This is a genomic window from Deinococcus hopiensis KR-140 (genome assembly GCF_900176165.1).
Taxonomy (GTDB): Bacteria; Deinococcota; Deinococci; order Deinococcales; family Deinococcaceae; genus Deinococcus; species Deinococcus hopiensis.
On sequence record NZ_FWWU01000006.1, the window covers coordinates 35,459 to 60,774 of the forward strand.

The 25,316-nt window shown below is 67.5% G+C and carries 16 protein-coding genes and 2 pseudogenes; 9 read left to right on the forward strand and 9 right to left on the reverse strand.

The annotated features are described in order from the left end of the window. Nucleotides 1–134 precede the first annotated feature (134 nt). Complete coding sequence (locus B9A95_RS06970) at nucleotides 135–992, forward strand: alpha/beta fold hydrolase (protein ID WP_084046216.1); 858 nt, start codon at nucleotides 135–137, stop codon at nucleotides 990–992. A gap of 950 nt (nucleotides 993–1,942) precedes the next feature. Here the strand turns inward: B9A95_RS06970 and B9A95_RS06975 are convergent. Beyond that, nucleotides 1,943–3,028, reverse strand: a complete 1,086-nt coding sequence (locus B9A95_RS06975) for a DUF4384 domain-containing protein (RefSeq protein ID WP_084046539.1) — start codon at nucleotides 3,026–3,028, stop codon at nucleotides 1,943–1,945. A gap of 576 nt (nucleotides 3,029–3,604) precedes the next feature. Between B9A95_RS06975 and B9A95_RS36850 the strand changes: the two are divergent. Both B9A95_RS36850 and B9A95_RS35110 read left to right on the forward strand, forming a co-directional pair. Further along, nucleotides 3,605–4,889: pseudogene (locus tag B9A95_RS36850) on the forward strand (IS701 family transposase). A gap of 320 nt (nucleotides 4,890–5,209) precedes the next feature. Further along, nucleotides 5,210–5,583: pseudogene (locus B9A95_RS35110) on the forward strand (IS982 family transposase); the annotation flags it as partial. 252 nt (nucleotides 5,584–5,835) lie between these two features. On the opposite strand, the gene B9A95_RS06995 reads toward B9A95_RS35110, so the two are convergent. The 3 genes from B9A95_RS06995 to B9A95_RS07010 all read right to left on the reverse strand — a co-directional run bounded on the left by B9A95_RS06995 (nucleotide 5,836) and on the right by B9A95_RS07010 (nucleotide 12,162). Then, nucleotides 5,836–6,420, reverse strand: coding sequence for a hypothetical protein (locus B9A95_RS06995; protein ID WP_212648267.1), 585 nt, complete (start codon nucleotides 6,418–6,420; stop codon nucleotides 5,836–5,838). Nucleotides 6,421–6,998: 578 nt separating this feature from the next. Then, entirely contained in the window at nucleotides 6,999–9,035 is a 2,037-nt protein-coding gene (locus tag B9A95_RS07005; protein ID WP_170928491.1) for an ATP-binding protein, read from the reverse strand. Between the two features lie 31 nt (nucleotides 9,036–9,066). After that, the gene (locus tag B9A95_RS07010) at nucleotides 9,067–12,162 is read right to left on the reverse strand and encodes an ATP-binding protein (protein WP_170928492.1); all 3,096 of its coding nucleotides are present in this window, start codon (nucleotides 12,160–12,162) and stop codon (nucleotides 9,067–9,069) included. A 938-nt stretch (nucleotides 12,163–13,100) separates the two neighbouring features. Here B9A95_RS07010 and B9A95_RS07015 point away from each other — a divergent pair. From B9A95_RS07015 to B9A95_RS07035, 4 genes are all read left to right on the forward strand, one after another. Beyond that, entirely contained in the window at nucleotides 13,101–13,937 is an 837-nt protein-coding gene (locus B9A95_RS07015) for a hypothetical protein (RefSeq protein WP_084046223.1), read from the forward strand. A 1,083-nt stretch (nucleotides 13,938–15,020) separates the two neighbouring features. Beyond that, nucleotides 15,021–16,427, forward strand: coding sequence for a hypothetical protein (locus tag B9A95_RS07025; RefSeq protein ID WP_084046225.1), 1,407 nt, complete (start codon nucleotides 15,021–15,023; stop codon nucleotides 16,425–16,427). A gap of 1,016 nt (nucleotides 16,428–17,443) precedes the next feature. Next, on the forward strand, nucleotides 17,444–17,785 hold the full coding sequence (locus tag B9A95_RS07030; protein ID WP_084046226.1) for a hypothetical protein: 342 nt from the start codon (nucleotides 17,444–17,446) through the stop codon (nucleotides 17,783–17,785). Next, a complete protein-coding gene (locus tag B9A95_RS07035; protein WP_084046227.1) occupies nucleotides 17,782–18,483 on the forward strand; it encodes an aspartate/glutamate racemase family protein in 702 nt (233 codons plus the stop codon). Before B9A95_RS07030 ends, B9A95_RS07035 begins: the two co-directional genes overlap by 4 nt. An 878-nt stretch (nucleotides 18,484–19,361) precedes the next feature. Here B9A95_RS07035 and B9A95_RS07040 read toward each other — a convergent pair. The 4 genes from B9A95_RS07040 to B9A95_RS07055 all read right to left on the reverse strand — a co-directional run bounded on the left by B9A95_RS07040 (nucleotide 19,362) and on the right by B9A95_RS07055 (nucleotide 21,457). Continuing rightward, nucleotides 19,362–19,796: a sensor histidine kinase gene (locus B9A95_RS07040; RefSeq protein ID WP_170928493.1), complete on the reverse strand. Its 435-nt coding sequence runs from the start codon at nucleotides 19,794–19,796 to the stop codon at nucleotides 19,362–19,364. Further along, nucleotides 19,726–20,379 (reverse strand): GAF domain-containing protein, encoded by a 654-nt coding sequence (locus B9A95_RS07045; protein ID WP_170928494.1) that lies wholly within the window; start codon nucleotides 20,377–20,379, stop codon nucleotides 19,726–19,728. Before B9A95_RS07045 ends, B9A95_RS07040 begins: the two co-directional genes overlap by 71 nt. Nucleotides 20,380–20,427: 48 nt before the next feature. After that, on the reverse strand, nucleotides 20,428–20,859 hold the full coding sequence (locus B9A95_RS07050; RefSeq protein ID WP_139806556.1) for a GAF domain-containing protein: 432 nt from the start codon (nucleotides 20,857–20,859) through the stop codon (nucleotides 20,428–20,430). A 196-nt stretch (nucleotides 20,860–21,055) separates the two neighbouring features. Further along, nucleotides 21,056–21,457, reverse strand: a complete 402-nt coding sequence (locus tag B9A95_RS07055) for a PAS domain-containing protein (protein WP_084046231.1) — start codon at nucleotides 21,455–21,457, stop codon at nucleotides 21,056–21,058. A gap of 835 nt (nucleotides 21,458–22,292) precedes the next feature. Here B9A95_RS07055 and B9A95_RS07060 point away from each other — a divergent pair. Both B9A95_RS07060 and B9A95_RS07065 read left to right on the forward strand, forming a co-directional pair. Beyond that, nucleotides 22,293–22,514 (forward strand): hypothetical protein, encoded by a 222-nt coding sequence (locus B9A95_RS07060; protein WP_084046232.1) that lies wholly within the window; start codon nucleotides 22,293–22,295, stop codon nucleotides 22,512–22,514. A 482-nt stretch (nucleotides 22,515–22,996) separates the two neighbouring features. Further along, complete coding sequence (locus B9A95_RS07065; RefSeq protein ID WP_170928495.1) at nucleotides 22,997–24,982, forward strand: alpha-amylase family glycosyl hydrolase; 1,986 nt, start codon at nucleotides 22,997–22,999, stop codon at nucleotides 24,980–24,982. Here the strand turns inward: B9A95_RS07065 and B9A95_RS07070 are convergent. Beyond that, nucleotides 24,919–25,311 (reverse strand): PA domain-containing protein, encoded by a 393-nt coding sequence (locus tag B9A95_RS07070; protein ID WP_245808169.1) that lies wholly within the window; start codon nucleotides 25,309–25,311, stop codon nucleotides 24,919–24,921. The genes B9A95_RS07065 and B9A95_RS07070 overlap by 64 nt on opposite strands. Nucleotides 25,312–25,316: the final 5 nt, after the last annotated feature.

Consider the following 25,316-nt stretch of genomic DNA (forward strand, 5'->3'; position numbering starts at 1 on the left):
CCACCACCCTCCCGGGACCCCGCTTTCCCCGTCAACTGTGCGCCGCCGTCCCAAGCATGGGGGGAAGCGCCCTGTAAGCTGAGAACGCATTGGGGATCAACCTGCACCGCCGGCTCCCCACAAGGAGACCACCCGTGCTGATCGCCACCCCGCCGACGCAAGCTGACCCCCATTTCGCCGTACCCATGCAGATTGCCGACCGCTTGAATACGCGGATCCGCGGGAGTGGGGAACGGACCCTGCTGTTTGCCCACGGTTTCTGCTCCACGCAGGAGGTTTTTGACCGGCAGGTGGAAGCTTTTGCTCCCCACTACCGCACCGTGACCTTCGACCTCGCTGGATTCGGCGCGTCTCATCCATCGAGCTGGCATCCCGAGCGGCACAGCGCCCTGGAAGGGTACGCGGCCGATCTGGTGGACCTGATAGACGCGCTGGACCTCCAGCGCATCACGCTGGTGGGCGCCTCCATGAGCGCCATGACGGGCCTGATGGCGTCGGTGGCGCGTCCCGAGCGCTTCGAGGGGCTGGTGTTTGTCTCCGGATCGCCCCGCTATCTCAATGGCGACGGCTACTTCGGGGGCTTTGACCGAGAATCGCTGGACGGGTTCTACGCGCTTGTGGGCGGCAGCGTGTACTGGAGAAAGGCCGTGACCGACATGCTCCTGAACCTGCAGGGCGCCGAGACGCTGGAGGACGTGGCCCGTTCTGTGGACTGTACCCGCACCGAGGTCGCCTACACCGCTGCGCGCGCCATCTTCGAGTCCGACTGCCGGTGCTGGCTGGCCCGGGCGCGTCATCCCGTGCTGGTCACGCAGACGCGCGCCGACGAAGCGGTCCCCGAAGCCGTGGGGCATTACCTGGCCCAGGCCCTGCCCGACGCGCAGCTGGCATTTCTTCCAGGCCGGGGCCACCTGCCCATGCGCACCCAGCCGGAGGCCTTGAACGCCCTGCTCAGCGCGTTTCTGGAAAGGACTGCGCCCCGCGCCGGGTAAGCGCGCGGGCAGCAGCAACGCGCCCAACGTGCGGTGGAGTCCAGGTGCCGGTACGCCGGGCGCCTTTCGTGCGGCCTGGCCATGCGGCGTACCGCGCCGCCTCGCCCGTCAGCAAAACCGCGCCTTACCGAGACCAACGCGTGGGCCCAGCAGCACCTGGACGACCCCGCAAAGCCGGCAACACCTCTGACGTGGTCAGCAGCGGCCCGAGCGACCCTGAATGCCAAGGAGCCGTGAGGGGCGCCCCTCCCACTTTTGGTTGTCGGTACAGACGGCGTCTTCTCAAACTTGATCCACAACTGCGCAATGGGTCTTGACTTCATGCCCCTTACATAAGCGTCTTCCCCGCCCCTCTGCCCGTGCCGACCACCATCACGCGCTGCCACAGAAGCACTCAGCATGCGCCTTCAACCACGGTGATCAGAAATTCACCCCCAAGTCTACCCGGTCGGTGAACCGATGCGGTTAAAGTGCGCAAAATATATACCCCACCAGCTTCTAAAGCCTCCCGCCTGCCCTCCCCCACGCCTAGGCCAGCCACCCGCACGTCAGCTCCGGCGCTGCCCAGTGCCCTGGGTTGACGCCGCGAAGGGAGAAAGGAGGGGTTCTGGGTCCAGAGGAGCCCCTCTTCCAAGGCGGATGCGGGCTTGGTCGCCGTGCCGGCCCGGTGCGGGTCGCCGAGAGCTCCAGCACAACCATGGTCTGGGACGGAGCTCTCCGCGTTTGGCACGGTAGCGCTGGGGGACTTTTCCCACTTCTCCCCAGGCGGTAGACGGCCAGCTCTGGAGGCGGCCTCCGCGCTGCACGGTACCAGGCGATGGTGGCCCATCGCCCGGAGCCTTCCCAGGCGGCGTCTGCCCCGGACAGGTGATGGGCCAATCCGCGCGCGGCGGCGAAACGGCCGCTTCCTGCAACGGGAGCAGCGCGCACCTGCCGCATTCAGCCGTGGTTTAGTAGCGGTACTGCGTGGTCTCGCTGACCTGTACGCTCAGGGTGCGGCCTACACCGCGCGTGACGGTCACGGTCACGGCGCTGGCCCCCTTGACCAGCATCCCCTCATAGCCCATGGCGGTCTGCCGGGTCGACTGCAGGGCGTAGCCCTGACGTTGCCACTCGCCGACCTTCTGGTCATAGGCGCTGCGCGCGGGGTCTTGCACCTGGCCCGAGACGGCGCCGAGCAGGCTGCGGAACAGGTCGAGCACCGTGGCCGCGCCCGGCTGGGCCACCGGAGCGGGTTGCGCGGCCTGCGCGAAATCTACATTGACGTTGCTCACGCTTCCCGCCCGGATGGTGACGGTCCCTGTAAAATCACGCTGGCCCGCAGCTTGCACGCGCACGGGGTATGTCCCGGGGCGCAGGTTGCTGTAGGTCGCGTTGGCGGTCCCCAGGCGCTGCTCGGCCAGGAAGACGGTCGCCCCGCTGACGTTCGTGCCCACAAAGAGGCTGCCCGTCGTCACGGGGGTCTGGGGCACAACGGAGAAGAAGGCCGTGTTGGTCGTCCAGCTCTGCGGTGGAACGGGATTGACCACGATGCTCAGGGCCTGCGCCAGCCCCTCCTGGCCGCGCGCCGTAACGGTGGCGAACTGGTCTTGCTGGGACTTGAAGGCGCTGAGCTGCGAGAGGTCCAGCGGGGTGAGGCTGGCGAGCGCCAGCACCTTGTTCAGCCCGTTCTCACCGTCCACGGTGAAGCGGAAGTTGCTGCCCGCGGGGGGAAACACAGCGGTCGTGTTCGCCTTGATGAAGTTCTCGCCGCCCAGGCGGTTGGGCAGAATCTGGGTCACATCACCGGAGGCGTCCACGCTAAACAGGTACACGTAGGCGTCCTGATTCACGGTGGCGCTGATGCTCACGTCTTCACCGGGCCGGTAGACGGGAACGGCGGCGCCTGTGGGGTCGCGGTCCACCCGCACGCTGACGCTGAGGTCCGCGGGCGCCGGATTGACGATGATGCTCTGGGCGCTCAGACGGGCCTGAGCGAGCGCGGGGGTCGGCAGGGCAACGCCCATGACCAGGGAAGCGGTCAGCAACTTCTTCATGAGGACCATCATCCCTCCTCCCTTTGATGATGGTCTGATGGAGGCGCGCCGAACGGGTTCGCGGTGCGGCGGAGTTCAAGTGCCGGTGACGTCAACTGCCCTCCGTACGAGCGGCCTCCGGCGTGCGCGCCGCCTTGCCCGTCAGGTAAGGTGCAAGCGGAACGAAAAATCCTGGTGATGACCCAGCAGAGCCTGGGCAACTGGGTGGGATCAAACGAGGTGAGGGCATCACCGACGTGACCTGCCCAAATTGCGAACACGTTTCATCCCAATGAAATGAATGCAGCGATACAGCAAGGATAAGAAAGCAAGAGTAACACCGTGGAAACTTTTTCAAATTATGCTTGATGGAACAAAGAGCAGACTGGAGATCGTCAATAACTTAAGTCAAAGAAATGTCTAGCGGATGGACGTGCGAGTTGTTCATAGATGGACTTATACGAGACCAAAGTGATTCTCGTATGTGGCAAAGTTGATGGTGAGGCTGTAAAGCTCGTCTATGAAGGCCTAACTGTACTTCGGGGAAATCCAGAGTAGGACCAGGGAGGCCAGCATGACCGATGCTGGCCTCCAGCTATGCCAGGTGCTATGTCGCCCTGGGTCCGACACTTTCCCACTTGGTTTGCGCCCTTTCTAACGCACTTTCGCCACGCAGCACAACGGACTTGGGCACCGTTGTACGTCCGAGGATTGTGCAGCGCTGCGTCGCGGAAAAGCATGCACCCTCTGGCTGCCGTGGTCGCTCCTGGGAAAGAAGACCACGTTCAGCACTTCATCACCGACAGTCCCTGGACGACTCATCCCCTCGAAACGCTGCTGGCTGAGCGGGCCCAGCAGATGCTTGGAGGCAAAGACGCTGTCCTGATCATTGACGGTACCTGCCTGACCAAGTTTGGAACGAAGTCTGTGGGCGTGGCCCGTCAATATTCAGGACAGGTGGGCAAGATCACGTCCTGTCAGTGTCTGGTCTCCCTGACCTTGGCCCACTTGCCTGTCCCCCTGGCCCTACGACTCTTCCTCCCGCAGGAGTGGACCAGTGATCCGGTGCGTCTTCAAGCTGCTGGTGTTCCAGTGGAACACCAGCAGCCGCAGACCAAATGGGCGTTGGCTCTTCAGGAGTTGGACCGGGTGCGCGAACACGTGACCTTCGGCATGGTTTTGGCGGACGCTCGGTCAGCGCGTGGCGGAACTGGGGCGCCACGCGCTGACCGAGCGTGGACTGCTGTGGTCCGTCGGGATCACCCGCACGCAGAGGGTCTATCCCAAGGAGGTCCGATTGATCCCCATCCCCAAGTTCTTTCGGGGCAGAAGACCCAAGTCCCCCACCCCCTCAGAAGACCGGCAATCGGTCGAAGAGGTCCTCAAAGGTGCTGCCATGCAGCACCTGGTGTGGCGACATGGGACCAAGGGCCCCCCTCTCAGGACGCTTTGCCGCCGTGTACGTGCGTCTCGCCGATGGAGAGGAGAACGCGCAGGGCCAGCACCTTCCTGGGCAAGCCGCCTGGATTATTGGGGAACAACGCCGGGGAGAGGAACGCAAATATTACGTCTGCAACTTGCCCGAAAACACTCCACTTTCTCGTCTGGTGGAGGTGAACAAGCGCCGCTGGGCTTGTGAGCTGACGCACCGAGAGCTGAAGGACGAAGTCGGTCTGGACCACTTTGAGGGTCGTTCCTGGCAGGGCCTCCATCACCACGCCGTGCTGTGCATGGTGGCTCTGACCTTCCTTCAATGGTTGCGCTTGACCCAGCCCGATGACCTCAAAGGAAACACCGTTCCTACCATACGAGCGGAGGTGGGCCCCTGCCACCTCAATGCCGATCTTGTCGCGCCTGCACAGCTTTATTCAGTGGTCCCTGAATTTCCCCGAAGTACAGTTAGTGCGGAGTGGCTCTCATGCGCCAAAAGGTGGAAATCACTTTATTGATCCCGGCATAAATCGGTATGGATCACGGTGGGACGTCATGTGTGCTGGCCACGTTCCTCATGCCTCAAGTCGGGTAGAACCGGTGCGAACTTACGCCGGGATCAATAGTTCCGTAATAGATACCAGGAGGTCAGCTTCATGTTATCTACCGTCAATGGAGATGTCGCCGGTATACCAAAAGAGTATTTATCTCAAGGGTGTATGGAAAATAGGGGTTGACCTGTAGGGCAAAAAATGGAAAAGGGACGGTGTTATGGGCCGCCCTGACCTCACTTTACTGCCGCTGGTGGCGCTTTTACCCCACCCAGCCGCTGGATTGGGCGTCACATTCCCTCGAAACTGCTGCATCCACATGAAAAAGTCTCGGACGCAGACTTGCTTGCAGTGGCCCTTCTTCAGAACCTGAGCAAGGTGCCGCACTTCAGCCGCTGGTGGCGCTTTCCCAAACTCAACCACTTTCCGCACGCTCCGCCCGGGCCCCAGGTCCGCATCCGGCTCGCCCGGTTAACTCCCGTGGCCGAACAGTTGGCCGCTGAAGTCCAGGCACTGGACTTCGTCGCGGCGGATTCGCAGCCCCTGCCCGTTTCAACATTCAAGCGCGCTTGCCAGTGCAAATTTCGTGGGGCCTGACCTGGATTCAAGACCTCTTGCGCAGTCGTGGGTCAAGTTTGAGGAAACACCGTCTGAATCGGCCAAAACCAATTTAAAATGACTTGGGTCCAAAAAGAAGTGCTTTTTTACCACTCAGACGACGTTTATGGAGCTTCGACTCCTTAGCGGTTCTCGCTACGCATCCTGTATCTATTTTCCAGGAATGGCGCGGATGTGGCTTGCCTCTCCGCGCGTTCGGCGGGAGGCGGACCGCCAGGCTGCACCCGCTCATGGCGCGGCCACCCCTCTCCCCCGAACGCTGGGGTCCTGCGCTTGACCGCCAACGGGCATGAACGCCATGGTCCAATTGGTCTCCCAGGTCTTGCCGCCGTCATTGGAAAACGCTTGTTCCCAGCGGGGGTTCTCTCCAGGAATGGCGGTCCAGACAAAGCGAACCCTGATGGGCGCACTTCCAAGAACGTCGTCGGCGTAAAACGTCCCCACATGCCCAGCAAATCGGCCGACGACTGGGACACCGAGCGTGGTGGGCGACCGGCCATCGAGCCACCAGATCGACCAGGTACCGGCCGCGGCGCAGTATGAGCGCACCGCAAGAGCGCGGACCGTCCCTGTGGGAAAGTGCAGGACGTTGTCCTCAAGGTTGCCGAAGCCGCCCAGCGTTTTGGTGGTCGACGAAGCCCCTTCAAACGCTGTCCACTGCGTGCAGTTCGAAAATAGGGCGCTCAGCCGGCGGTGGTTGACCCGCCAGTCACCGGTGATGAAGTCAAAGTCCTGAGGCGCGTTGGGATCGGGGGGCAGGGCCATACCTGACCGTACCTCCACGCTGCCCACACGAACAGAGCCGGTTTGCACCACCGGCAGCGGACCAGTCTCAGCGCGCAAACGTGCTGCCGGGGAGCGCCAGCCGCCGCGCTGGCGCTCCCCGCAGGAGGGCAGCGCCGGAGCCGTTCGTTTCCCACACAGCACGCGTTGCTGCAAAGCACACGCTGCTCAGGCGGGACCAGCAAGGCGCACGCCTGCACAGACGTCTCCGCCGAGTTCGCCCGGAGACGGGCGGCGGACGTTCCGCCGCGGTGGGGAGGCAAGTGCCGGATAGACGGCGCGGGCAGTATCGCCGGTGCTCCGCGCACTTGAGGGTGCCGCGCCTCCGGGCGAACTCGGCGGAAAAGGGACAAGAAGCTTGATTTTATATATTCTACTGTTTCCAGGGGCCCCAGCCCAGTTGCATTTGGCGGCCTCTCCCCCGCCGGCCAAGGAGGCCTGGGCGGCGGGGGCGCTGACGGGCGCGGCGTTCATACGGATTGCGGATCATCCGTTCCGTCCGCTCCGGCGCTTCCACGCCTGTGCGTCAGGGCCGCGCCACATCCGTATCCTTGCCCTCTTCACCTTCCCTGCTCCGCACCGCCGGCGCCTGGAGGCGGTGCTTTTCCTCAGGCGGTGACGGGCGCTGACAGCCTGGCGGCGTGCTCGCCTCGGCGCCGCATCTCCTCAGCCCGCCCCGCATCCCCGGCTTCGGCAAAGGCCTGACTGGCGCTGAGGTAGAACCCGGCCGCCTCCGCGAAGTGCCGGGTGGCCTCGGCGTGCTGCGCGGCCCGCTCCCACCATGGCGCGGCCTGGGCGGTCTGGTTTCCGGCCTGCCAATGGGCGGCCACCCGGGCTGGAGGCGCACCCTGCTCGCCCAGCACGCGGGCTGCCTTGCGGTGCAGCAGGGCACACACCATGGGCATTTCTTCCAGGCGGCCCTGCACCGCCTGGGCAACGAGGTCGTGCGCGAAGCGCTCGCCGCGCACCACCTGGGCGTGTTCCAGTTCCTCCCAGGCGCCCAGCAGTTCCATGATTCCCCAGCCCAGCACCTCCGCCACCTGTTCCAGTGAAAAGTCGCTGCGCAGCGTGACGGCAGCCTGCGCGGCTTGAAACGCGGCGGGCGAGAGCCGCGCCAGCCGTTCGGCGACCAGGCCCCCCAGGGTTCGGTTGGCGGCCTCCTTGACGGCCTCAACGCCAAATTCTCCCTGCGCGTACAGGTACTTGGCGAATTCCAGAGTGAGCTGCGGGTTGCCTCCGGTAAACCGCTGCACCTCAACCGCCAACCGGGCCGCGCCGGGCACCTCGATGCTGCGGAGCAGCGCCTCCGTGGCGTCCGTGCCCAGCGGGGCCAGGTGCACGGGCCGCACCAGGCCACTGGCGTACATCTGACGGGAGAGGGCCTCCGCCGCGGCCGAGAGCGTGCCCTCTCGGTAGCAGAACATGGAGCGCAGCGGCGCGTGGCCGTTGCCCCAGAACTTGGCGTACACGTACGCCCCCGCCTCAATGGAGGCGTCGTCCATAAACTGGAGGTCGTCGGAGATCAAGACGACGGGTCCACGCTCCGTCACCCGGCGCAACACCTCGTATTTGGCGTCGTAGAAGCGCAGTTTTTCCTCGTCCGAGGCGAGCGGGGCCGGCGCCGGCCCCAGTTCGGGAATGATTCGCGCCAGCTCGCGGCGCACCCAGTCGGGAAGGCTGGCGGCCAGTCCGGGAAAGGCGTCGAGGGTCTGGCGGTAGGTGCGGGCGTGGGCCGAATACGCGGTGTCCTGGTCACCGGCCTGTCCCTGAAGGAGCAGCACGTGGTGATTGGGGTGCGCCTGTACGAAGTCCAGCACCAGGCGCGACTTGCCGCTGCCAGGCGCGCCGATAAGCGCCACCCCGGCGCCAGCGGTCCAGCCCGCCTCCATCTGGGCCCAGGCCTCTTCCCGGCCGAGCAGCACAGGCGGGCGCAGCAGACTCAGGGGCATCGGTTGCCGGGGAGGGTGCGCCGCCTCCCCGGCCGCCAGGTCACGTGCCAGCCGCGCCGTCTCGGCCGAGGGCTCCTCACCCAGTTCCAGCCGGAAGGTCGCCTGGAGCCGGAGGTAGGCCTGCATGGCGGCTGCGCGGTCTCCCCGGCGATGGTACAGCTGCATCAGCAGCTGGTGGGCCTCCTCGTTGAGCGGGTCACGCTCGACGCGCTGGGCCGCCAGAGCGGTCGCGGCAATCAGATTGCCGTCCTCCACCAGCGCCGCGATGGCCTGCACCACCTGCTGGTCCTGGGCGACCCGCCGGCGTTCGCGCTGCGCGTCCAGCCAGTCCTCAAAAGCCCGGCTGAAGTCAGCGTCCACGCCCCCGAGCAGGGCCGCTTCACCGGGGAGCGGCGGATCCCAGAGGTCAACGGTCAGGTGGGGCGTGAGGGCCAGGCCGCGTTGCCCGCTGACCAGGACCCGGCCCGCCTGTTGCTCCAGCCGCCGCAGAAGTTGCGCGAGGTTGTTTCGCGCGGCGGCTGGGGGGGTATCGGGCCACAGAAGCGCCGCGCAGGCGCTTCGGGGCCGCGGCCCTTCGGCAGCGAGGTAGGCGAGCAGCGCTGCTGGCCGGGCATCCAGGACGCGCACTTTCCCGTCCAGGAGGATTTGCGGCGCGCCCAGCAAGCTCAAGTGCGCCCCTCCTGACGGTCGACCCATACATGGAGTATAGACGCGCATCACCGTGCGTCTACGCGGTGAAGCGGGCGGACAACTGCAGGCTGAGTGCCAGGGCGGGGTCCCCCCCCGCGCTGTGCCCTCCCGCCATGGCCCGGGCCAGACCAGATAAACCGGCGCCTTGCGCCGTCCTGGCGGCGGCGCGAAGCGCTTCGGGCGTGCCCTGCAGCGCAGCGCGGTGCGCCTCACAGCGTACCGTGAGGTACAGGTCACCCTGGCAGCGGGTCAGCGCCAGCGCGCCGTCAAGGGCAGCCAGGGCCTCCGTCCTGTCGCCGGCGGCGGTGGCCACCGCCGCCGTCAGGGCAAAGCGCTCCGCGCGCAGCGTATGGGGAAGGGCCGCGTTCTCGCGTCCCCGCTCGCAGAGCGCCTGCGCCCGCTCCACCTCGCCTGCGGCGAGGTGGAGCCAGGTCTGAACCAGTTCCAGGGCACCGTGCCAGCTCAGCTCGGTCTGGGTGTGTTCGGCGTCTGGGGCGCCCGCCGCCCAGCCCTCCACCAGCCGCCGCGCGCCGGCCTGCTTCCCCAGCGCCCACAGGCAGAGGGCCTCGCCATACGCGTTGATAAGCTGCACCACCCGGAAACCCTCGCCCAGACCGAGGTGCTTCCGGGCACGCTGGGCCTGGGCCAGCGCTTCGGGGAACTGCCCGAGCTTGTACAGGGCGCGCGCCTGCTTGGCGCTGGCCGACGCCGCGTAGGGAGGCGGCTTTGTCTGGAGGTGCAGGGCTTCGGCGGCCCTGAGCAGTTCCGGAGCCTGCTGGGGATTGGTCATGGAGGTGGCGAGGCCCAGACCCTCCAGAGCCCAGGCGCGCAACTCGGGCCGCCTCAGGTCGCCCGACAGGGCATTCAGGCGCTCCAGGATGGGCTGAGCAGCGCGGTAATCGCGGTGCAGCTCGCGGCCAGCCAGGGATTCGAGCAGTTCGGCTTCGAGGCCAGCGTCGCCCACCTGCTGGGCCAGGGCCAGACCCCGCCTGGTGGCCTCCTCCTGCTCCGCCTCCCGCTGCATGGCGAAGAGCAGCCGCGCACGCTGCAGCAGGGCCTGCGCCTGCTCGCGCGGCGTCACGGCGCGGACCTGCAGTTCCTCGGCGGCGCGCTGCCACTCCGGCACCTCGTCTTCCAGGACGTACAACACTTCGCCCTGAGCGACAAGCGCCAGGAAGGCCTCGGAACGCAGGGCGGCGCGGTCGTACCGCTCCTGCGCGCGCCTGAAGAACGCGAGGGCCTCGCGGTACAGCCCCCGAGACCGGGCGTCGTCGCCCGCTGCAACGAGGGCGCGGGCCGCCTCGGGCAGCCGGTCGCCCGCCTCCCAGTGGAGGGCCAGCCGGGAATGGGGCGCGCCGTCGCGCGCCAGCGCGCGGGCGGCCGTCCGGTGGAGCAAGGCGCGCAGGGCGGGTGGGAGCCGGCCGAGCAGCACGTCCCTGACGAGGTCGTGGGTGAAGTGATCGCCGGCGACCACGCTGCGTGAGGTCAGCTCCTGCCACGCACCGACCACGCTCAGCAGCGGCAGCCCGAGCATATCGGCCAACACCTCCGGCCTCAGGTCGTGCGACAGCACGGCCGCTGCCCGCGCGACCTGCGTCGCCTCAGGCGAGAGCTGCTCGGCCCACCGACCGATCAGGTCCTCGGCAGACCCCGCCGGGGGCAGGCGCCCGGCCTGGGCGAGCAAGTGGCGCGCCGTTTCCAACAGGAACAAGGGCCGCCCGCCGGCGAACTGCACGGCCCGGCCGATATGGGGCCCGAGTTCGGCGCGGCCCAGGCTGTGCAGGAGCGCTGCGCCCGCCTCCACGTCCAGTGGGCCAAGTGGCTGGCGCACCGCCCGTCCCGCGCGGTACAGCTCGTCGAGGACAGCAGCGACGGAGGCCGGGACCTCCGCGTCGCGGACGCAGGCCACCATGGCGGGGCCCCCCACCGTCCCTGCCAGTGTGAGCAGCAGGCGGGCCGAAGCCGCGTCCATGAGATGGACATCGTCGAGCAGCAGGCGGGAGCCTTCAGTCAGGGCCAGCGCGAAAACCTCGCGCAGCGCCGTGTCCAGGGCCGCACCAATGTCACGCTCCGGCGGCGGCACCGCTCCAAACCGTTCAGGCAACAGCGCCGCCAGGGTTCGGCGGGTGGGCGCTGGGATGGGCAGCCCCGGTTGCCGCGCCAGCACCTCCCGTAAGCTGCGGGTCACGGCCGCATAGGGGACTGGGGCGTCGCTCGGACGGCCGCAGAAGGCGGTGACCGGACGAGACTCGCCTGGGGCCCCAGCCTCCCAGGCCACCGCAAAGTCCCGCGCGAGCCGGCTCTTGCCCACGCCAGCCTCACCGGTCAGCACCACCGCCTGACCGGCAGTCCAGGCCGCGCTCATGGCCTGCCACTGTGCCTGACGGCCGATCAGCTGGGGGGCAGCGAGCGGGGTGGGCACCGCTCCGCTGCGCGCCGGGGGCAGGCCAGGCCCTGACCTGGCCGCCTGCCGGATCTCCTCGGCCAGCGCCAGGGTCAAGGCCGTGGGCACCACATTCAGGTCGCGTTCCAGGGTCAGGCGCAGGTCGCTGAAGGTGCGCAGGGCCGCTGCAGGGTCGCCGCTGAGGTACTCGGCCCGCATCAGGGCGCGGGCCGTTTCCTCTGAGAAGGGTTCGAGGTCGAGCGCGCGCCGCAGGACGGTCCGGGACCCGGCGTACGCTCCCCGCGCTTCAAGGCCCTGCGCCTGCTCGCGCAAGGTCTGCAGGGCCTCGGCCCGCAGGCTTTGCCGGCGCTCGGCGATCCAGGCGCTGAACTCTGGCAACTCGGGCGTGTCCCAGCCCGCCAGGGGGAGGGCGTCTCCCAGCAGCGCCGCACCGCCGCGCACGACCTCGACCTGCCCACCGAGGGTCAGCAGCGGACCGGAAACCGTCCAGAGCGCCTCGCCGTAGGCCTGCCGCATGCGGCGCAACAGCACCACGAGGTTGTTGCGGCTCGCTGCGCCGGTCTGCGGCCACAGCAGATCGGCCAGCCGGGCGCGCGTCGAGGGACCTTCCAGGGCCAGGTACACCAGGAGTGCCAGGGCCTTGCCCTCACAGCGCGGCGCAACACCCAGGGGGCCCATCAGGCCCGGTGCTCCCCAGAGCTGTAATCTCCACCCCTGTGTGGGCGCCATGGCGTCCAGGGTAACAAGGGTGGATACGATTGGAAAATGCGCTCCCTGGCCTAGGGGGTGTAGGCCGGGGTGACGTGACGGCGTTTCTCTGCGTCGACCACGTCGTCCACCGTGCGGATCGTGGAAACGCACCGACCTGCGCATACCCGGGGGTCAGGCGGAAGGGCACATCTTCAACCCGTTGGCAGCGTGGCGACCGCTTCTCCAGAGGGGACATCACCACGAGCACGGTTCGGGCGGTCAACTTGCTCCCGAAGGAGTCTCTGCTGGATACCTTCGTGCCCTGCTGGGCCGCAATACGGACCTGTCGCCCGTTGTTGGCGCCGACAAAGGCGGGGGACCAGTTTCGGTGCCCAATCCCCGCGCCAAGCAGGTGTTCAGCTTCTTCAAGGACGAAGCGAAGACGCACGGAGGTGTTTTGCCGCACGCCATCAGCGTAACGGGCGCTTCAGCCGCTGCGCCTCACCTTGGCGTACACGCGCTTTGGGACCACGTTCTTCGCCGGTCCCTGACGGGCTGAGGTCCGTGCAGACCAGGGTGGACGGGGGGGCGGGAAACCCAGGGGATCAGGCGCCTGCCGCGCACCGCCGCCTGCACGCCTCCGCCGCCGGACCGGGCTTTGGTTCGCGGTGCAAATCGCCACCGTCCCGGGTTTCCGTACAGCGACGCGGTGGGTCTTGCTGCTGGCCCCGAAGTTCGGGCACGGCCCGTTGCGGGCACCTCGGATCGGCCGCCGTCACTGCGTGTGGTCCACAGCGCCTCTTCAAGGGTGACGTGGGGGCGGACGCGCCGAGGTGCCACCGAACCCCGCGGCCTTCCACGCCCCTGCGCGGAGGTGTTGCGGCACCACTTTCCCGGCGTGTCACCGCCGCGTCACTCCCGGCTGCTTAGGGTAAGCGCGTTCAGCTGATCCGCACCATTTGCCAAAGGAGTTCACCATGAAGCGCCGTTTCCTCCAGGTTCTACTGCCCACCCTGACGCTCGCCGCGGCCGCCCCTGCCCGCGCGGCCACGGTGCCCGCCCCACTTCAAGGCCAGTGGGAGTACGGCTACGTCTCGCCCACCGAGTACTACGACCCCTCGACTGGAAAATACGCAGAGGGCAGCGGCACCAGTGAGATCATCCGGATCCAGGCGGACGGCAGCTACGAGCGCAGCGGCATCATCGTCGTGACCACGTACGGATGCACCTCCAAACTGCTCACCACCAGCAAGGGCAAGGTCAGCCTCAAGGGCAACGTCTTGACCTTCACGCCGAGCGCCGCCCACAACAAGGGCTATACCTGCTCGCCGAGCAAGAGTTACGAAACCCACGAACTGCGGCCCTCGGTCTTTACCTGGAAACTCAGCGGTGACACGCTCGTGCTCGGCGATCCCAAAGGAGAATCGCGCGACAGCCTGTACAACCGCCCACGAACCCTGGGCGCCTCGCCCGCAGGACAGCGCGTCCGGCGCGTGACCGGCATGCTCAATTTCCCCGAGGGCCACGCGCCAATGGGGGTGGCCGTGATCGCCTGCCGCGTGGACCGCGGCTGCGGCGCTGAGGACGGGAGCGTGCGCTTCGTCAACCTCACGGGCAGTGGCCGCCAGCAGAACTTCTCGCTGGACAACCTCGAGGGTGTGGCCTACGAGATTTTGGCCTGGGAGGACACCAATGGCAGCGGCCAGCCCGACCCCGGCGACTGGGTGGACTCGGCCTCCGCCCGGGGCCAGTCGGGCGTGACCGTGACGCCGCCCGTGACCAACGTCTTCCTGAAGCTCGAACTGTGGAAGTGACCCGGCTGTGGATGCTGGCGAGTTGAGCGCCAACGGGCTGGAGGCCGCCGGTCCCGGCCACCGGTCACTCCTGTATGTCTGGACCGATGCACGAGGCTGGCGGGCCACGGTCCAGTGTGGGGACGAGCAGCCGCGCACGTTCTATGAGCCCGACGACGCCCTGCTGTTTCTCTACAGCTGTCTGTTGCGGCGCTGCCCCCCAGCGCCTCCCGCGGGGTCCCTGTTCAGGATGGACCCAGATTGCCATTGAGCATGCTCCTCACCCTGAAGCTCCTCGCCTGAGAAGGATTGCGCTTCATCCGTGGTAAGAGCGCGGGCCAACCCGGGCGGACGCGCAACGCTGCGCCGCAGTGCAGGCAGGAAAAGCGGTAACGCACAGGCGTGGACGCGCCGTGGCGGACTTGCAAAGCCGCGCAGCAGGGGGACGGAACGGGTGATCCGGTTTCCGCGGCAGTGGGCGTTCAAGCCCTGGGGATCTCGTGGCCCCTGGCGCCGGCGCTGCCTGACCGGCGGCCGCAACCCCACAAGCGTTACTGCGGCGCGAATCAAGAGCGGCGCTTCGCACAACACCTTCAAGGCGCCATTTGGAGAACGCTGTACAGGCCGGGAGCTGGGCGCGCCGAAGTCACGTCCACCCTCCCCAGGTGGCTGAAGGACGCGTTCTGAAACTCGCCGCCCCGCCCACGCGACTGGTTCCGCCGCCGCACGCCTGCTGACACCCACCTCTCCCCACGTTTTTGCGGGCCGGGAAGATCAGCCTGCTGCCCAAACGCGGCATAGACCGGCTTCCTTTTCCTGGCAGCTGGCCCAGGCGCTCGAGCTGTCAGGCCGGGGAAGCGCAGGGACACGGAAGGCCATCTCTTCCTTGGGGCGCAGCCACAAGCGTCTACGGGCAGCGGCCCTTGCGCCCACTTCGTCTTCGCCGCGCGGTACAGCCTGCCCTCCGGCGCCCTGCTGCCGGAGGACGCGGGGAGAGAGACCCCAGCACCTCCGGCCAGAGCGCGGCGCGTCCTGCACGCCGCGAACAGCGGCCTCCCCGGACCAGTCATCCCCGAATCACTGGGGCTCAAGCAAGCTGCCTTCATGCTTCGCCCATCGCCTGCCCGGCCCCCGCGTTCCTCCACTTCCCCCGCGCGCCGTACCCTCACCGTATTCCTGTCCTTGAGCCTGGCCCTTCTGGGCGGCGCCTGCGCGACTTCCGGCAGCGCTCTCCAGGACAGCCTGGCTGGACCGGACAGCGACAGCAACGGGGTGCGCGACGACCTCGACGCGTTCATCGCGGCCAGCTACCCGGCGCCCGAACAGCGGCTGCGCGCCGACGCCCTGCGTGACTACGCGCGCAGCCTTCAGCGGGCCACCGTGGGGGGTGAGAAGCCAAACGAACTCTGGCTCGGCGTGCAGGCCCTCGTGGGTCTCCAGACACAGGGGGAGGCGCGCTGGACCTCCCTGGCTGCGGAGGTCCGGTCACGGACGCTCAACACCGCGCTGCGTCTGGACGCTTACGCCGCGTTCCAGAACCGGGCAAGTGCGCAAAGCGGCCTGATTTCCTCGCCGGGCGCGAGCAGTTCGGGCGAAACACTGGCCCAATGCCAGGGCAACTGCACGGTCATTCTGTTTCAGAACGGCATTCTGACGCCGGAAGAGCGGGCGCTCAGCAGCGTTCGGGCGCTGCAGAAGCTGCTGGGCAGCGAGTACCGGGGGCAGCGGCTGATCTACGGTTTGAATTACAACCCGACCGACGGGCTGGCAGACTTTCTGGAAGTGTTTCGGCAGAAGCTGGGCGAGCGTCCTGGGGGGGCGTCCGAGTTCAGCCGTGATTACGGCGCTCCAGACGGAGTGGAGCAGGCCGTACGCGACGTTCTGACGCGCACACTCTCGCGGGCGATCACAGTCCCCAGGTCTCCCAGCGGACTGTTGGCCGCTTTGAGCAGTCCTGCATCGCTGCTGCACCCTCAGGCGGCGGTGCCCTCTGAGCAGGAGATTACGGCCGCAGCTGAGGAGTACGTGCGGGCTTACCTCGACCGGCTGGTGAACACCACCGTCAGGCTCCGCACGGCCGTGCAGGCGTCCACATATACAGACGCGCGCATCGCTCCACTGACCGACAATATCGCGGCCCTGCTGCGCCAGGGGCTTCCCGTCGTGCTGGTGGCCCACAGTCAGGGCAACCTGTACGCGGAGGTGGTGATCAGGGAACTGAAGCGGCGGGAGGTGCCGCTGGAACGCTTCCGCATGGTCGGGGTGGCGGTGCCCAACGATCACGTTCCGCTGGAGTCCCGCTACGTCACCACGCGTTCGGACCTGGTGATCGCGGCCCTGGGCCTCGTGTTTCCGGTGATGGCGACGAACGACACGTCGGTGCCCCCGATGCAGAAGGGCGGCGCGTTTATGGGTCACGCCTTTACGGAGGTGTACACGAATACGGAACACCAGGTGGCGCTGACCCTCAAGCGGGCCATTGAGGACGCCATTTCGCAGCTCAGTCCCTGAGCTCGTGAGAACCGGGTGGCCGGAAGACCGCGAAGGGCCCCCGCGCCAGGCAGGCGGCCAGGCACCGTCACGGCCGCGGGGCGCGGGGGGCCGGGCCCTGTGCCGGACCGACCCTCCCGGGGAAAACAGGCCTGCACGCGCGAAACGGGGGAACTTCAAGGAATACCCGGAGGCGCCGTGGGCTGCTCCGGTGTGGCCTCACGCGGCCGTCTCCCCCGATCCGGCGGAAGGCGGCACGCAGGCGTTTCGCGGCCCGAACCGCCCCGGTCCGCCCCGCGAAACGCTGCAAAGGGGGGATCATCGGCGCCACGCCTCTCCCGGTGGCCCGTCCGGAACGCGGCAAACGGGGCGCGGTGGGGGTTGGGGACCTACGGCGCCGTCCCGGGGTACAAGCGGCCTGCCTGGGCATGCCCGCAGGTGACTGCAGTGCCGGCGCAAACCGGCCCACCTTCGTCACCGCCAGCGGCGAGCTGAAGTGGAGGTGGCCCGAATTCGGTGGGCCAAAGAACGTGGGAGACGGAGGCCCCTGGAGAGGGGCCCTTGCCGCCTTTACAGGAAAAACACCCGGTATGACAGCGGGGGGGTCGGCTTTGCCACCTCCTCAGGTGACCCAAACGCCTTGAAATCGCCTTTTCCGGCCCGCCGAAGCCCAGATTCGCTTCGTTGAGGCCCAGCGCCCCCCCGCTTGACGCCGGCTCCGCGTCGCCGTCCCCGCCCACCGTCTCACTCAATCCTGAAAGGGGGCGTCGGTCGCGGTGGATGGAGCGGGGGCCAGACACCACGCTTGCAGGCGTCAGGGGGCACCTTACCGGCGGCCTGCAGGACACCCGCCATTGCTCGCCGGAAGGAGGCCTGCACCTGGGGGGCCCGTTCTGAGGTCTCCAGGGTTGTCCTGGAATGCCGGTGGGCCGCCGGGAACCGCGCATCACAGGCCTGGAGTGCGCCGCGTCATCCAGGAGTCATCCTGCCGTTCGTACAGTCCCGGGCAGGTCAAGAAGGCCATTCGAGGTGAATGTATGAATCAATGCCAGCGTCCGCACACCGCCGTCACCGGTGCCAGTATGGAAGGCCTGATCGCCGCTCGCGTCCTGCTCAGGCCGTTTGATCGCCCCCTCTTTGCGCCGGAAAGCCTGTCCCGGCACGCTGCGGTACGCCAAGGGGTCGCGCACAGGGCATGGACGGGCGTGACGGTTCGGGACCCGGAGATCCGCGTCGGTCGCCAACGCACCACCGGGGTGGGCCCGCACCACAGCGCCGGTGAGCTGGAAACGCGGCCCACATCCCCCTCCGCAACCCGGCACACGCGCTCTCACCTGGCGGCACGGCGCCGTGGCCTGTCCCTGGAAGGGGCCCAGTGAAAACCATTGGACTGATCGGAGGACTCTCCTGGGAGTCCAGTGCGGAGTACTACCGCGTCATCAACGAAACGGTTCGCGGCCGGCTCGGTGGCCTCGCATCGGCCCAAAGCCTGATGTACACCGTCAACTTCGCGGAGATCGAGCGGTACCAGCACGCGGGCGAATGGGACCGGGCCACCGCGGTCATGCAAGACGCTGCGCAACGTCTGGAACGTGGTGGTGCGGACTTTCTCGTCATCTGCTCCAATACCATGCACCGCATGGCCGGTGAGATTGAGGCCAGCGTCAGCATCCCGCTGCTGCACATTGCCGACCCCACGGCAGAGCAGATTCGCGCGCACGCCTTTACGCGCGTCGGTCTTCTGGGCACGGCCTTCACCATGGAGCAGGATTTCTACACGGGCCGGTTGCGCGAGAAGCACGGACTCGACGTGATCGTTCCGAAAAAAGCGGACCGCGCCGCCGTGCACCGGGTCATCTACGAAGAACTGGTGCAGGGCCAGGTGAAGCGGGAGTCCAAGGCCGAGTACGTCCGGATCATGCAGGCGCTGGCAGATCGGGGAGCCCAGTGTCTGGTGCTGGGGTGTACGGAAATCATGCTCTTGGTGGGAGACCAGGACAGCCCTGTGCCCGTTTTCGATACGACGACGCTCCATGCCGCTGCGGCGGTCCAGCGGGCCCTGGACGCCTCCCCATGAGGGCGTGGGGGGTCCACAGACCCGGGGACCGGCACGAACGCACCCGTTTGCGGCCCTCTTTTCAGATGCCCGGATGGGATGCGTTTCCCGTTCGAAGTAATGGACGGCGTGCCGGTCCACATGTAGCGTGGGGCCGACCATCCGCAGTACACGGGCCACCAGGGCGTGTTGAAAGCGCAGACGTGCGCGAATCTGTGCCAGAACCTCTCCGGTCCAGAACCTCGCCCTCGGGTATTTTGAAAGGGAGTGTTGCGGTGCCGTCTGCTGCGGCCTCAAGCAACTCCAGCCTACAGCAAGCGTGGGATTTCCAGGTCAGGAGGACGAGCGGCACGCCGCTTCTCGCGCAAATCTGGCCAATTGGATGGAGTTGTGGCCGGACTGCGGCGGTTACGCCCGGCCCGGACGCGAGGAGAAGGACGGCGAAGGGTATGCCCTGCGCTCCTCCCCGGTCCAACCCAGCACAAGTGCTGGCAGCACTTCGGGTGGCGTGTGGGCAAACCAGTTTGCCGCCGTTCCCGCTTTCTGAGCGCGTGTGTCCGAAGGGCGCCGTGAGGGGCGCCCTTTTCCCCACGCGCATTCATGTTCGCCCGCCGGGACCGGCCAAAAAGAGGTCCTCACCCTGACTGGTGCTCTACATCACGGTGGTCAGCAAAATGCGCCGCCCTCGGCCGCGCCCGGTGGATCAACAGGAACTTTGGGCTCTTCGGCTGAGGCGGAGGGCACCCGTGCAGGACGCCCAGGCCAGGCGCCTCAGGGGCGTGACGAGCGGACCGGGGAGGTGGGGGTGTCTGTCGGCAAGGGACGCGCGGGTCTTCAGGGTGTGTAGCGTCATTCCCCGGTCCACGGTGAGGCGGGAACGCCGTGCGGCGGCGTTTCCTTTAGGACAACACCTTCTTCGGAAGGGAGAATCCGAATGCCGCTCCCTTGCCCACGCGGCCCTCTGCCCACACTTGCCCGCCGTGGCGCGCCACCAGGCGCTGAAACGCCCCGAACAGCTTGCCTGCATACAGGGGATCAAAGCCGACGCCCCGGTCCTTCACCAGGATCGCCCAGTCCTGCTCCCGCTCTTCCGACCAGACCCGCACTTCCGCCTGGCCTGGGCTGTACTTCACGGCGTTGTTCAGCAGATGCCCGAACACTTGCTGCAGGGTCGCCGCATCCCCCTGAACCGTCGGCAATGGGTCAATGGTCCAGGCAACGCGGACATCCGGAAACATCAAGGTCACGTCTTTCTGCGCCTGATCAACCAAGCGTTGCAGGGAGACCGTCTGGAGGTTCAGCGTCGCCCGGCCCGCCCGTGACAGGACCAACATGGCGTCCAGCAGCGTCTCCATTCGGCCCGCAGCGTCGGTGACCACGCCAGGGTGACGCTCCGCGCGCCAGATCTCCCTGGGCCGGGTCCCGTCGGGCCAGCGTCGCGAACCAGGTGAACGCCTCGGGCTCCTGATTTGACGCCTGCAACTCTGTATTTGACCGGACCAGTTGGGCGCTGCGCTCCACACGCTCGACCACAACCGCGAGGTGTTGGGTCGCCGTGGTCAGGACGGCCTGATCCGACGCTGTCCACGACCGCGATTCGAACAGGGGCACGTTGAACAGTCCCCTCACTTCCCCGCCGACGATCAGGGGCAGCGTGGCGTGGGCCACCACGCCCTGGGTGACTTCCGGGTCAAGCGCTGGACCGACGTCTGCCTCAGCGTCATAGGCCTCCACGAAGGACGGCTCACCCGTCTGGGCGACCTGGTCGAAGCTGGGCGTCCGGCCGACCGGGAAGCCGGCGTCCATAAGCGCCTGCATTCCGGCCGATCTGACCGCTCCTGTTTGGGTGCGCAGCTGCCACCGGCCGCCCTGGGCCTCGTAGTAGGCCGCGAAGCCTGGCGGAAGAAGCGTCAGCACCAGGCCCTGATCGGGCGTGTTCAGAGCCGTGGGGTCCGTCGCGGCACCCTAATCCTCCTTCAGCTGCAGCCGGGTCTCCAACTCCTGCGTGCGGCGGTTCAGGTCGTCACGCTGCTGCGTCAACTGTTGCGCCTGGGCGGCGCGCTCCAGGGCCGGGCTCAGCCCGCGCACCACGGCCCGCACGATGGCCTGCTCCCGAGCGGACCACCGTTCGGCCGTCCGCTTGCCCACCGCGAGGATGGCGCGGACCTCGCCACCGATCAGCAGCGGAACGAGTCCAGCTGCGCCGTACCCGGCGGCTGCGGACAGGGCGTTGTCCTCGGCGTTCCAGCCCTCCGCAAAGGTGGGCGCGCCCCGGCGCACGGCCTCGGCAAAGCTGGGCGCGTCCAGGGATATCCCCGCCTGCAGCTGCGCCACCACTTCCGGGACCACATCCCCGGACCACACCGCGCCCCTCCAGAGGGCGGCGGGGCCGGTCAAGTTCGTAGTACGCCACGCTGACATCCCTGAGGCTGACCTGCACGGCCGCCGCCCGCTGCGCGAGGCGGTGGAGACTGGTGTCCGTCCCCACAGCCTCGGTAAAGCTGACGAATGCGCCGAGCGCCGCGGCCCGCTCCTCCAGCGCCTGTGTCTGCTGACGGACCTGCTGCTCCAGGAGGTGGGCATGCTGTTCCAACTAGCCTTGCGCCGCCTCCCGGGCCTCTTCGGCCATCTTCTGCGCCGTGATGTTGCGGGAGGTGGAGAGCAGGTGGGTCATCCGTCCGTGGTCATCCCACAGCGGGGCCACGGTGACCGTCCACCATTTGGGCGTGCCCATGAAGGTCCGGGCCCTCCCCGGAAAGGTGCGGGTCTCCCCCGCACGTGCGGCGTCGAGTTGGGTGCGGTCATCGCCTTCCCAGAACGGCGTCAGGACGGCGTTGCGGCACTGCCGGAAGTCCGAAATCTCCATGGCCTGCTGACCGCCGAGCTTCATGGTAAGGAGCCGCGCGTCCAGGTCAAGCACCTTGATGCAGTCGCCATTGGCGTCAATGACGGCCTGCAGCTGTCTCAGCGTCAGCAGCGGGTTGCGGGACGTCATCTGCGGTGGAAGAGAAAGTGAGAGGACCGGGACATCCTCCTCAGCATCGTGCTGATCCGCAACCGGCCCTGGCCTCTCCCAGATCTCCGTCGGGACGCCGCCCGCAGGGCACCAGCCGGCGGGTTTTACCGACGGGCTGAACTTGAAAGGTGAGGAACCCACCCTCCGCGAAGGGGCGGCCCGCCGCGGCTCCGCGGCACACCCGGCGGAAGTTGTGGGTAGGATCGGCCGGATCTGTCCGCCGTCATTTTCTACCGGCGCCGTCGCCTGGGAAAACGCCCTCGCCTCCGCGTGGCGAGACCGACATAAAGGCGGTGAGTCAGGAAGCGTGCGCCGAACTGGCGCTGGAGACGGGAGGTCGCGCGGACGCCTGGGCCGCTGGTGCGCGGAGACCGACAGCGGCGTTGTGGGGGTAAAAACTGTTTACGGCCCTATGCTCCACTGAAGCCGAATGACCTCGCGTGAGCGGGACGCGCCAATCGAGGCGTGGTCGTGTTCGCGCTGAGGCGCCGCCGCGAGGGTGGGCAGCCAAGGGTGCTTGGCAGCTCAGGAGCCCAAAGAGAAGACCGCTTAAGCGGGTGGCAGGGAAAAAGTGCGTCGCAACTGCTTTGCTGGCCTGACGATGAACTTTCCCGCCACGCCCCCGAACTCCTCCTCACCCCTGTATTCCTGGAGGGCACTGCCCATACAGGGTTTCCTCCAGGGCACACGCGGCGTTCTTCCTGGGCGTGGCCAATGCTTCAACTTCTCCCCGCCGTATTCCGGGGAGGGACACACCTGTGGGGACGCCCAGTCGTCACTCCAGGTCCGGAATGCGACTACCTTCAGGAGCGGTATGAGCAAAAAGACACCGACGGCAGAGCAGGTCGCGGCAGCCATCTTTCAGGCGCAGGGGAGGTTCGACGTTCCAAAACCCTGTGGCGAGGCCTCGTTCCTCGATTTTGTCAACGATGTTGGGGTGGAGGTGGCGCGAAGCAACTTCGAAAAGATCATGGGCATGCTCAGTTGGGGAAAGTCACTTGAGGAAGTCACCAGGAAACTGAAGGAAGGCCAATGACCGCGCCTCCAAGGCACACAGCGTTCTTCCCAAGCGTGGTGCACGCTTCAACCACGTGTGATTTCACCCCACGGGCGCGCGACAACCGCTTTGTGCCGTCCCGTTCCACTCCCAAATCCCTCAGTCACCGCAGCGCCCCCCAGCCACCGGTGCGCGGGCGGTGCCTCGCCCGTTGCCGCCACGCCTCGCCGTTGAGAGCATGGGTCAAAGTGCGGACTTCTTGTTGACCGAGCCCGGCGGGCGAGCTGAATGCGCATGGGGAGAATGGGGCCTGCCGAGGACCGTACTGGCCGTACACGCCGGGTAAGCTGCTGGCTCCCCCCCTCCGGCACGACCGCATACCGCTCCTGAATCCGGTGGGTGCAGGGGCAGGAGGGGGGGCCTCTTTCCGCGCTTGCCCTGTGCAGAAGTGTGGCCCACGGGGCCTCCCGGTTTCCCTTCTAATGCGCGTACTCACATTGAAGCGCTTCCAGGAGGACACCATGTCGCCGATTGCTCCCTTTACCGCCCGGTTCTTTCTCGGTCTGGCCCTCTCGGTCTCCACGATGGCGCAGGCCGGGAAGGTCACCCTCACCGTCACCCGCCTTCCTGCAGGCACCCCCGCCGACGCCCGGCTCACGCTGGGGGCCAACGTCAACGGCTGGAACCCGGCCGACCCCCACAGCATCCTGAAGAAAAACGCGGACGGCACCTTCAGCGTGAACCTCGACGTGCCCGACGGGAGCGTCCTGGAGTACAAGGTGACCCGGGGTGCCTGGAGCAGCGTGGAGAAGAACGCCGACGGCTCTGAAATGGCCAACCGCACGCTGAAGGTCCAGGGCGACGCCACCGTAAAGCTTGAGGTGGCGCGCTGGGCTGACGCGGGAACGGCGGCGGGTACAGGGACGGCGGGCACGGTGACGGTGCCCACCCCCGGTCCGGTGGACGCGCCCAGGGTGCAGATGTTGCCCCGCGCGCCTGTCGCCGCCGCCAATGCCTGGTGGGCGAACGCCGCGGTTTATCAGGTGTTCGTCCGGAGCTTTCAGGACAGCAATGGGGACGGGGTGGGGGATTTCCGGGGGCTGACCTCCCGCCTCGACTACCTCAAGGACCTGGGCGTCAACACCCTGTGGCTGATGCCCATCTACCCGTCGCCGTCGTACCACGGCTACGACGTGACCGACTACGAGAATGTGCATCCGGACTACGGGACCCTGGCCGACTTCGACGCGTTCGTGAAGTCGGCCCACACCCGGGGAATGCGGGTGCTGCTCGACTGGGTGCCCAACCACACCTCACGTGCGCATCCCTGGTTCCAGGCGGCCCTGGACCCCAAAAGCCCCAAGCGCGACTGGTACCTCTGGCGGTCCCAGAACCCGGGGTGGGGGCCGCCCTGGGGCGGAATGGGCAACGTCTGGCACCGCTCGGGCGACGCCTACTACTACGGGGCCTTCTGGGAAGGGATGCCGGACCTGAACTGGCGGAACCCGCAGGTGAAGGCCGCCGTGAACGGCGCGGCGGCCTTCTGGCTGAAGCGGGGCGTCGACGGCTTCCGGGTGGACGCGATTCGCTACGTGGTCGAGGGTAAAAACGGCAATACGCCCGACAACCCGGACAACCTCGCCTGGGTGCGGGACTTCGAGACCTTCGTAAAGGGCCTCAGGAAGGACGCGGCGGTGGTGGGCGAGGCCTGGACGGGCGCCCCGAACGTGGCCAAATACCTGCTGGGCGGCGCGGGTGAGGACCTGGCCTTCGACTTCGACCTCCGCGACGCCCTGCTCAGCGCAGTGGGGGGCCGCAGTGCGGCCCCCCTGCAGGCCGCCCTCGATCAGGTCACGGCCCTGTACCCAAAAGGCAGCGTGGACGCGATTTTCACCACCAACCACGACCTCGTGCGCCCCGAGTACGGGGGCCTGGCCCAGGCAAAGGTGGCGGCCAGCCTGCTGCTGACCCTGCCCGGCACGCCCTTTCTGTATTACGGCGAGGAGATCGGGCTGCCCAACGGCCCCGGAGGCGCAGACGAGCAGAAGCGGACGCCCATGCGCTGGAACCCTGGCGTGGGGGCAGGCTTTACGAGCGGCCAGCCCTGGTACGCCTTCAGCACCGACGCCCCGTCGGTGACCGTCGAGGCGCAGCGCAAAGACCCCACGTCCCTGCTCAACCACGACCGCCGCCTGCTGGCGCTGCGGGCGCAACATCCGGCGTTGCGCGTGGGCGGCTACGTGCCCCTGCTCGCCCAGGACGGCGTGCTCGCCTATGCCCGGTACCAGGGGCAAGACGTGGTGGTGGTGGCCGTGAACCTCGGGGCCACGGCCGCGCCCGTCAAGCTGGACCTGACCCGGGTTCCGGTGGCCCTGCGGGGACCGGTCACCGACGCCTGGAGCGGCCGGCGCCTGACGGATGTGGGCGCGGGAAACGCGGGCCACTACGACGCCGGGACGCTTGACCCAGACGGGTTGGCGGTGCTGAGCCTCCGCGCCGCGCCCTGACACGGCTGTCCCGCGCCTGTTCGCCGCTGGCCCCCGTGGACCCGGCGGCGTTGCCGGGGGGTTGCCGGCGGCGAACTTGAGGGCGAGGTGATGGGGGTTGGCGGATCATCCGCCACGCTGGTCATGGCCAGCGCTGGCAACGTCAGCCGCTCACCCGGCCGCCCCTGCAGCTCCTCGGCCCCGTTGTTCACCACGATCAGCCCAGCCGCGCCCGCCGCAAGGGCATTTGCCAGGAAGAGGACCTGACCGCGCTGCACCACCGCCACCTGACCACTGACGTCCACTGTGCGGAAACCCTGGGGCGTCCTGCCGGTCCGTGCCGGGCCCAAGTCCC

Excerpts from the sequence above, each read along its gene's own strand:
- B9A95_RS07025 (WP_084046225.1), top strand. The coding sequence starts at position 15,021 with ATGCTTCGCCCATCGCCTGCCCGGCCCCCGCGTTCCTCCACTTCCCCC.
- B9A95_RS06975 (WP_084046539.1), bottom strand. The coding sequence starts at position 3,028 with ATGAAGAAGTTGCTGACCGCTTCCCTGGTCATGGGCGTTGCCCTGCCG.
- B9A95_RS07005 (WP_170928491.1), bottom strand. The coding sequence starts at position 9,035 with ATGGGTCGACCGTCAGGAGGGGCGCACTTGAGCTTGCTGGGCGCGCCG.
- B9A95_RS07015 (WP_084046223.1), top strand. The coding sequence starts at position 13,101 with ATGAAGCGCCGTTTCCTCCAGGTTCTACTGCCCACCCTGACGCTCGCC.
- B9A95_RS07065 (WP_170928495.1), top strand. The coding sequence starts at position 22,997 with ATGTCGCCGATTGCTCCCTTTACCGCCCGGTTCTTTCTCGGTCTGGCC.
- B9A95_RS07030 (WP_084046226.1), top strand. The coding sequence starts at position 17,444 with ATGAATCAATGCCAGCGTCCGCACACCGCCGTCACCGGTGCCAGTATG.
- B9A95_RS07060 (WP_084046232.1), top strand. The coding sequence starts at position 22,293 with ATGAGCAAAAAGACACCGACGGCAGAGCAGGTCGCGGCAGCCATCTTT.
- B9A95_RS07055 (WP_084046231.1), bottom strand. The coding sequence starts at position 21,457 with ATGACGTCCCGCAACCCGCTGCTGACGCTGAGACAGCTGCAGGCCGTC.
- B9A95_RS07010 (WP_170928492.1), bottom strand. The coding sequence starts at position 12,162 with ATGGCGCCCACACAGGGGTGGAGATTACAGCTCTGGGGAGCACCGGGC.
- B9A95_RS07040 (WP_170928493.1), bottom strand. The coding sequence starts at position 19,796 with ATGTTGGTCCTGTCACGGGCGGGCCGGGCGACGCTGAACCTCCAGACG.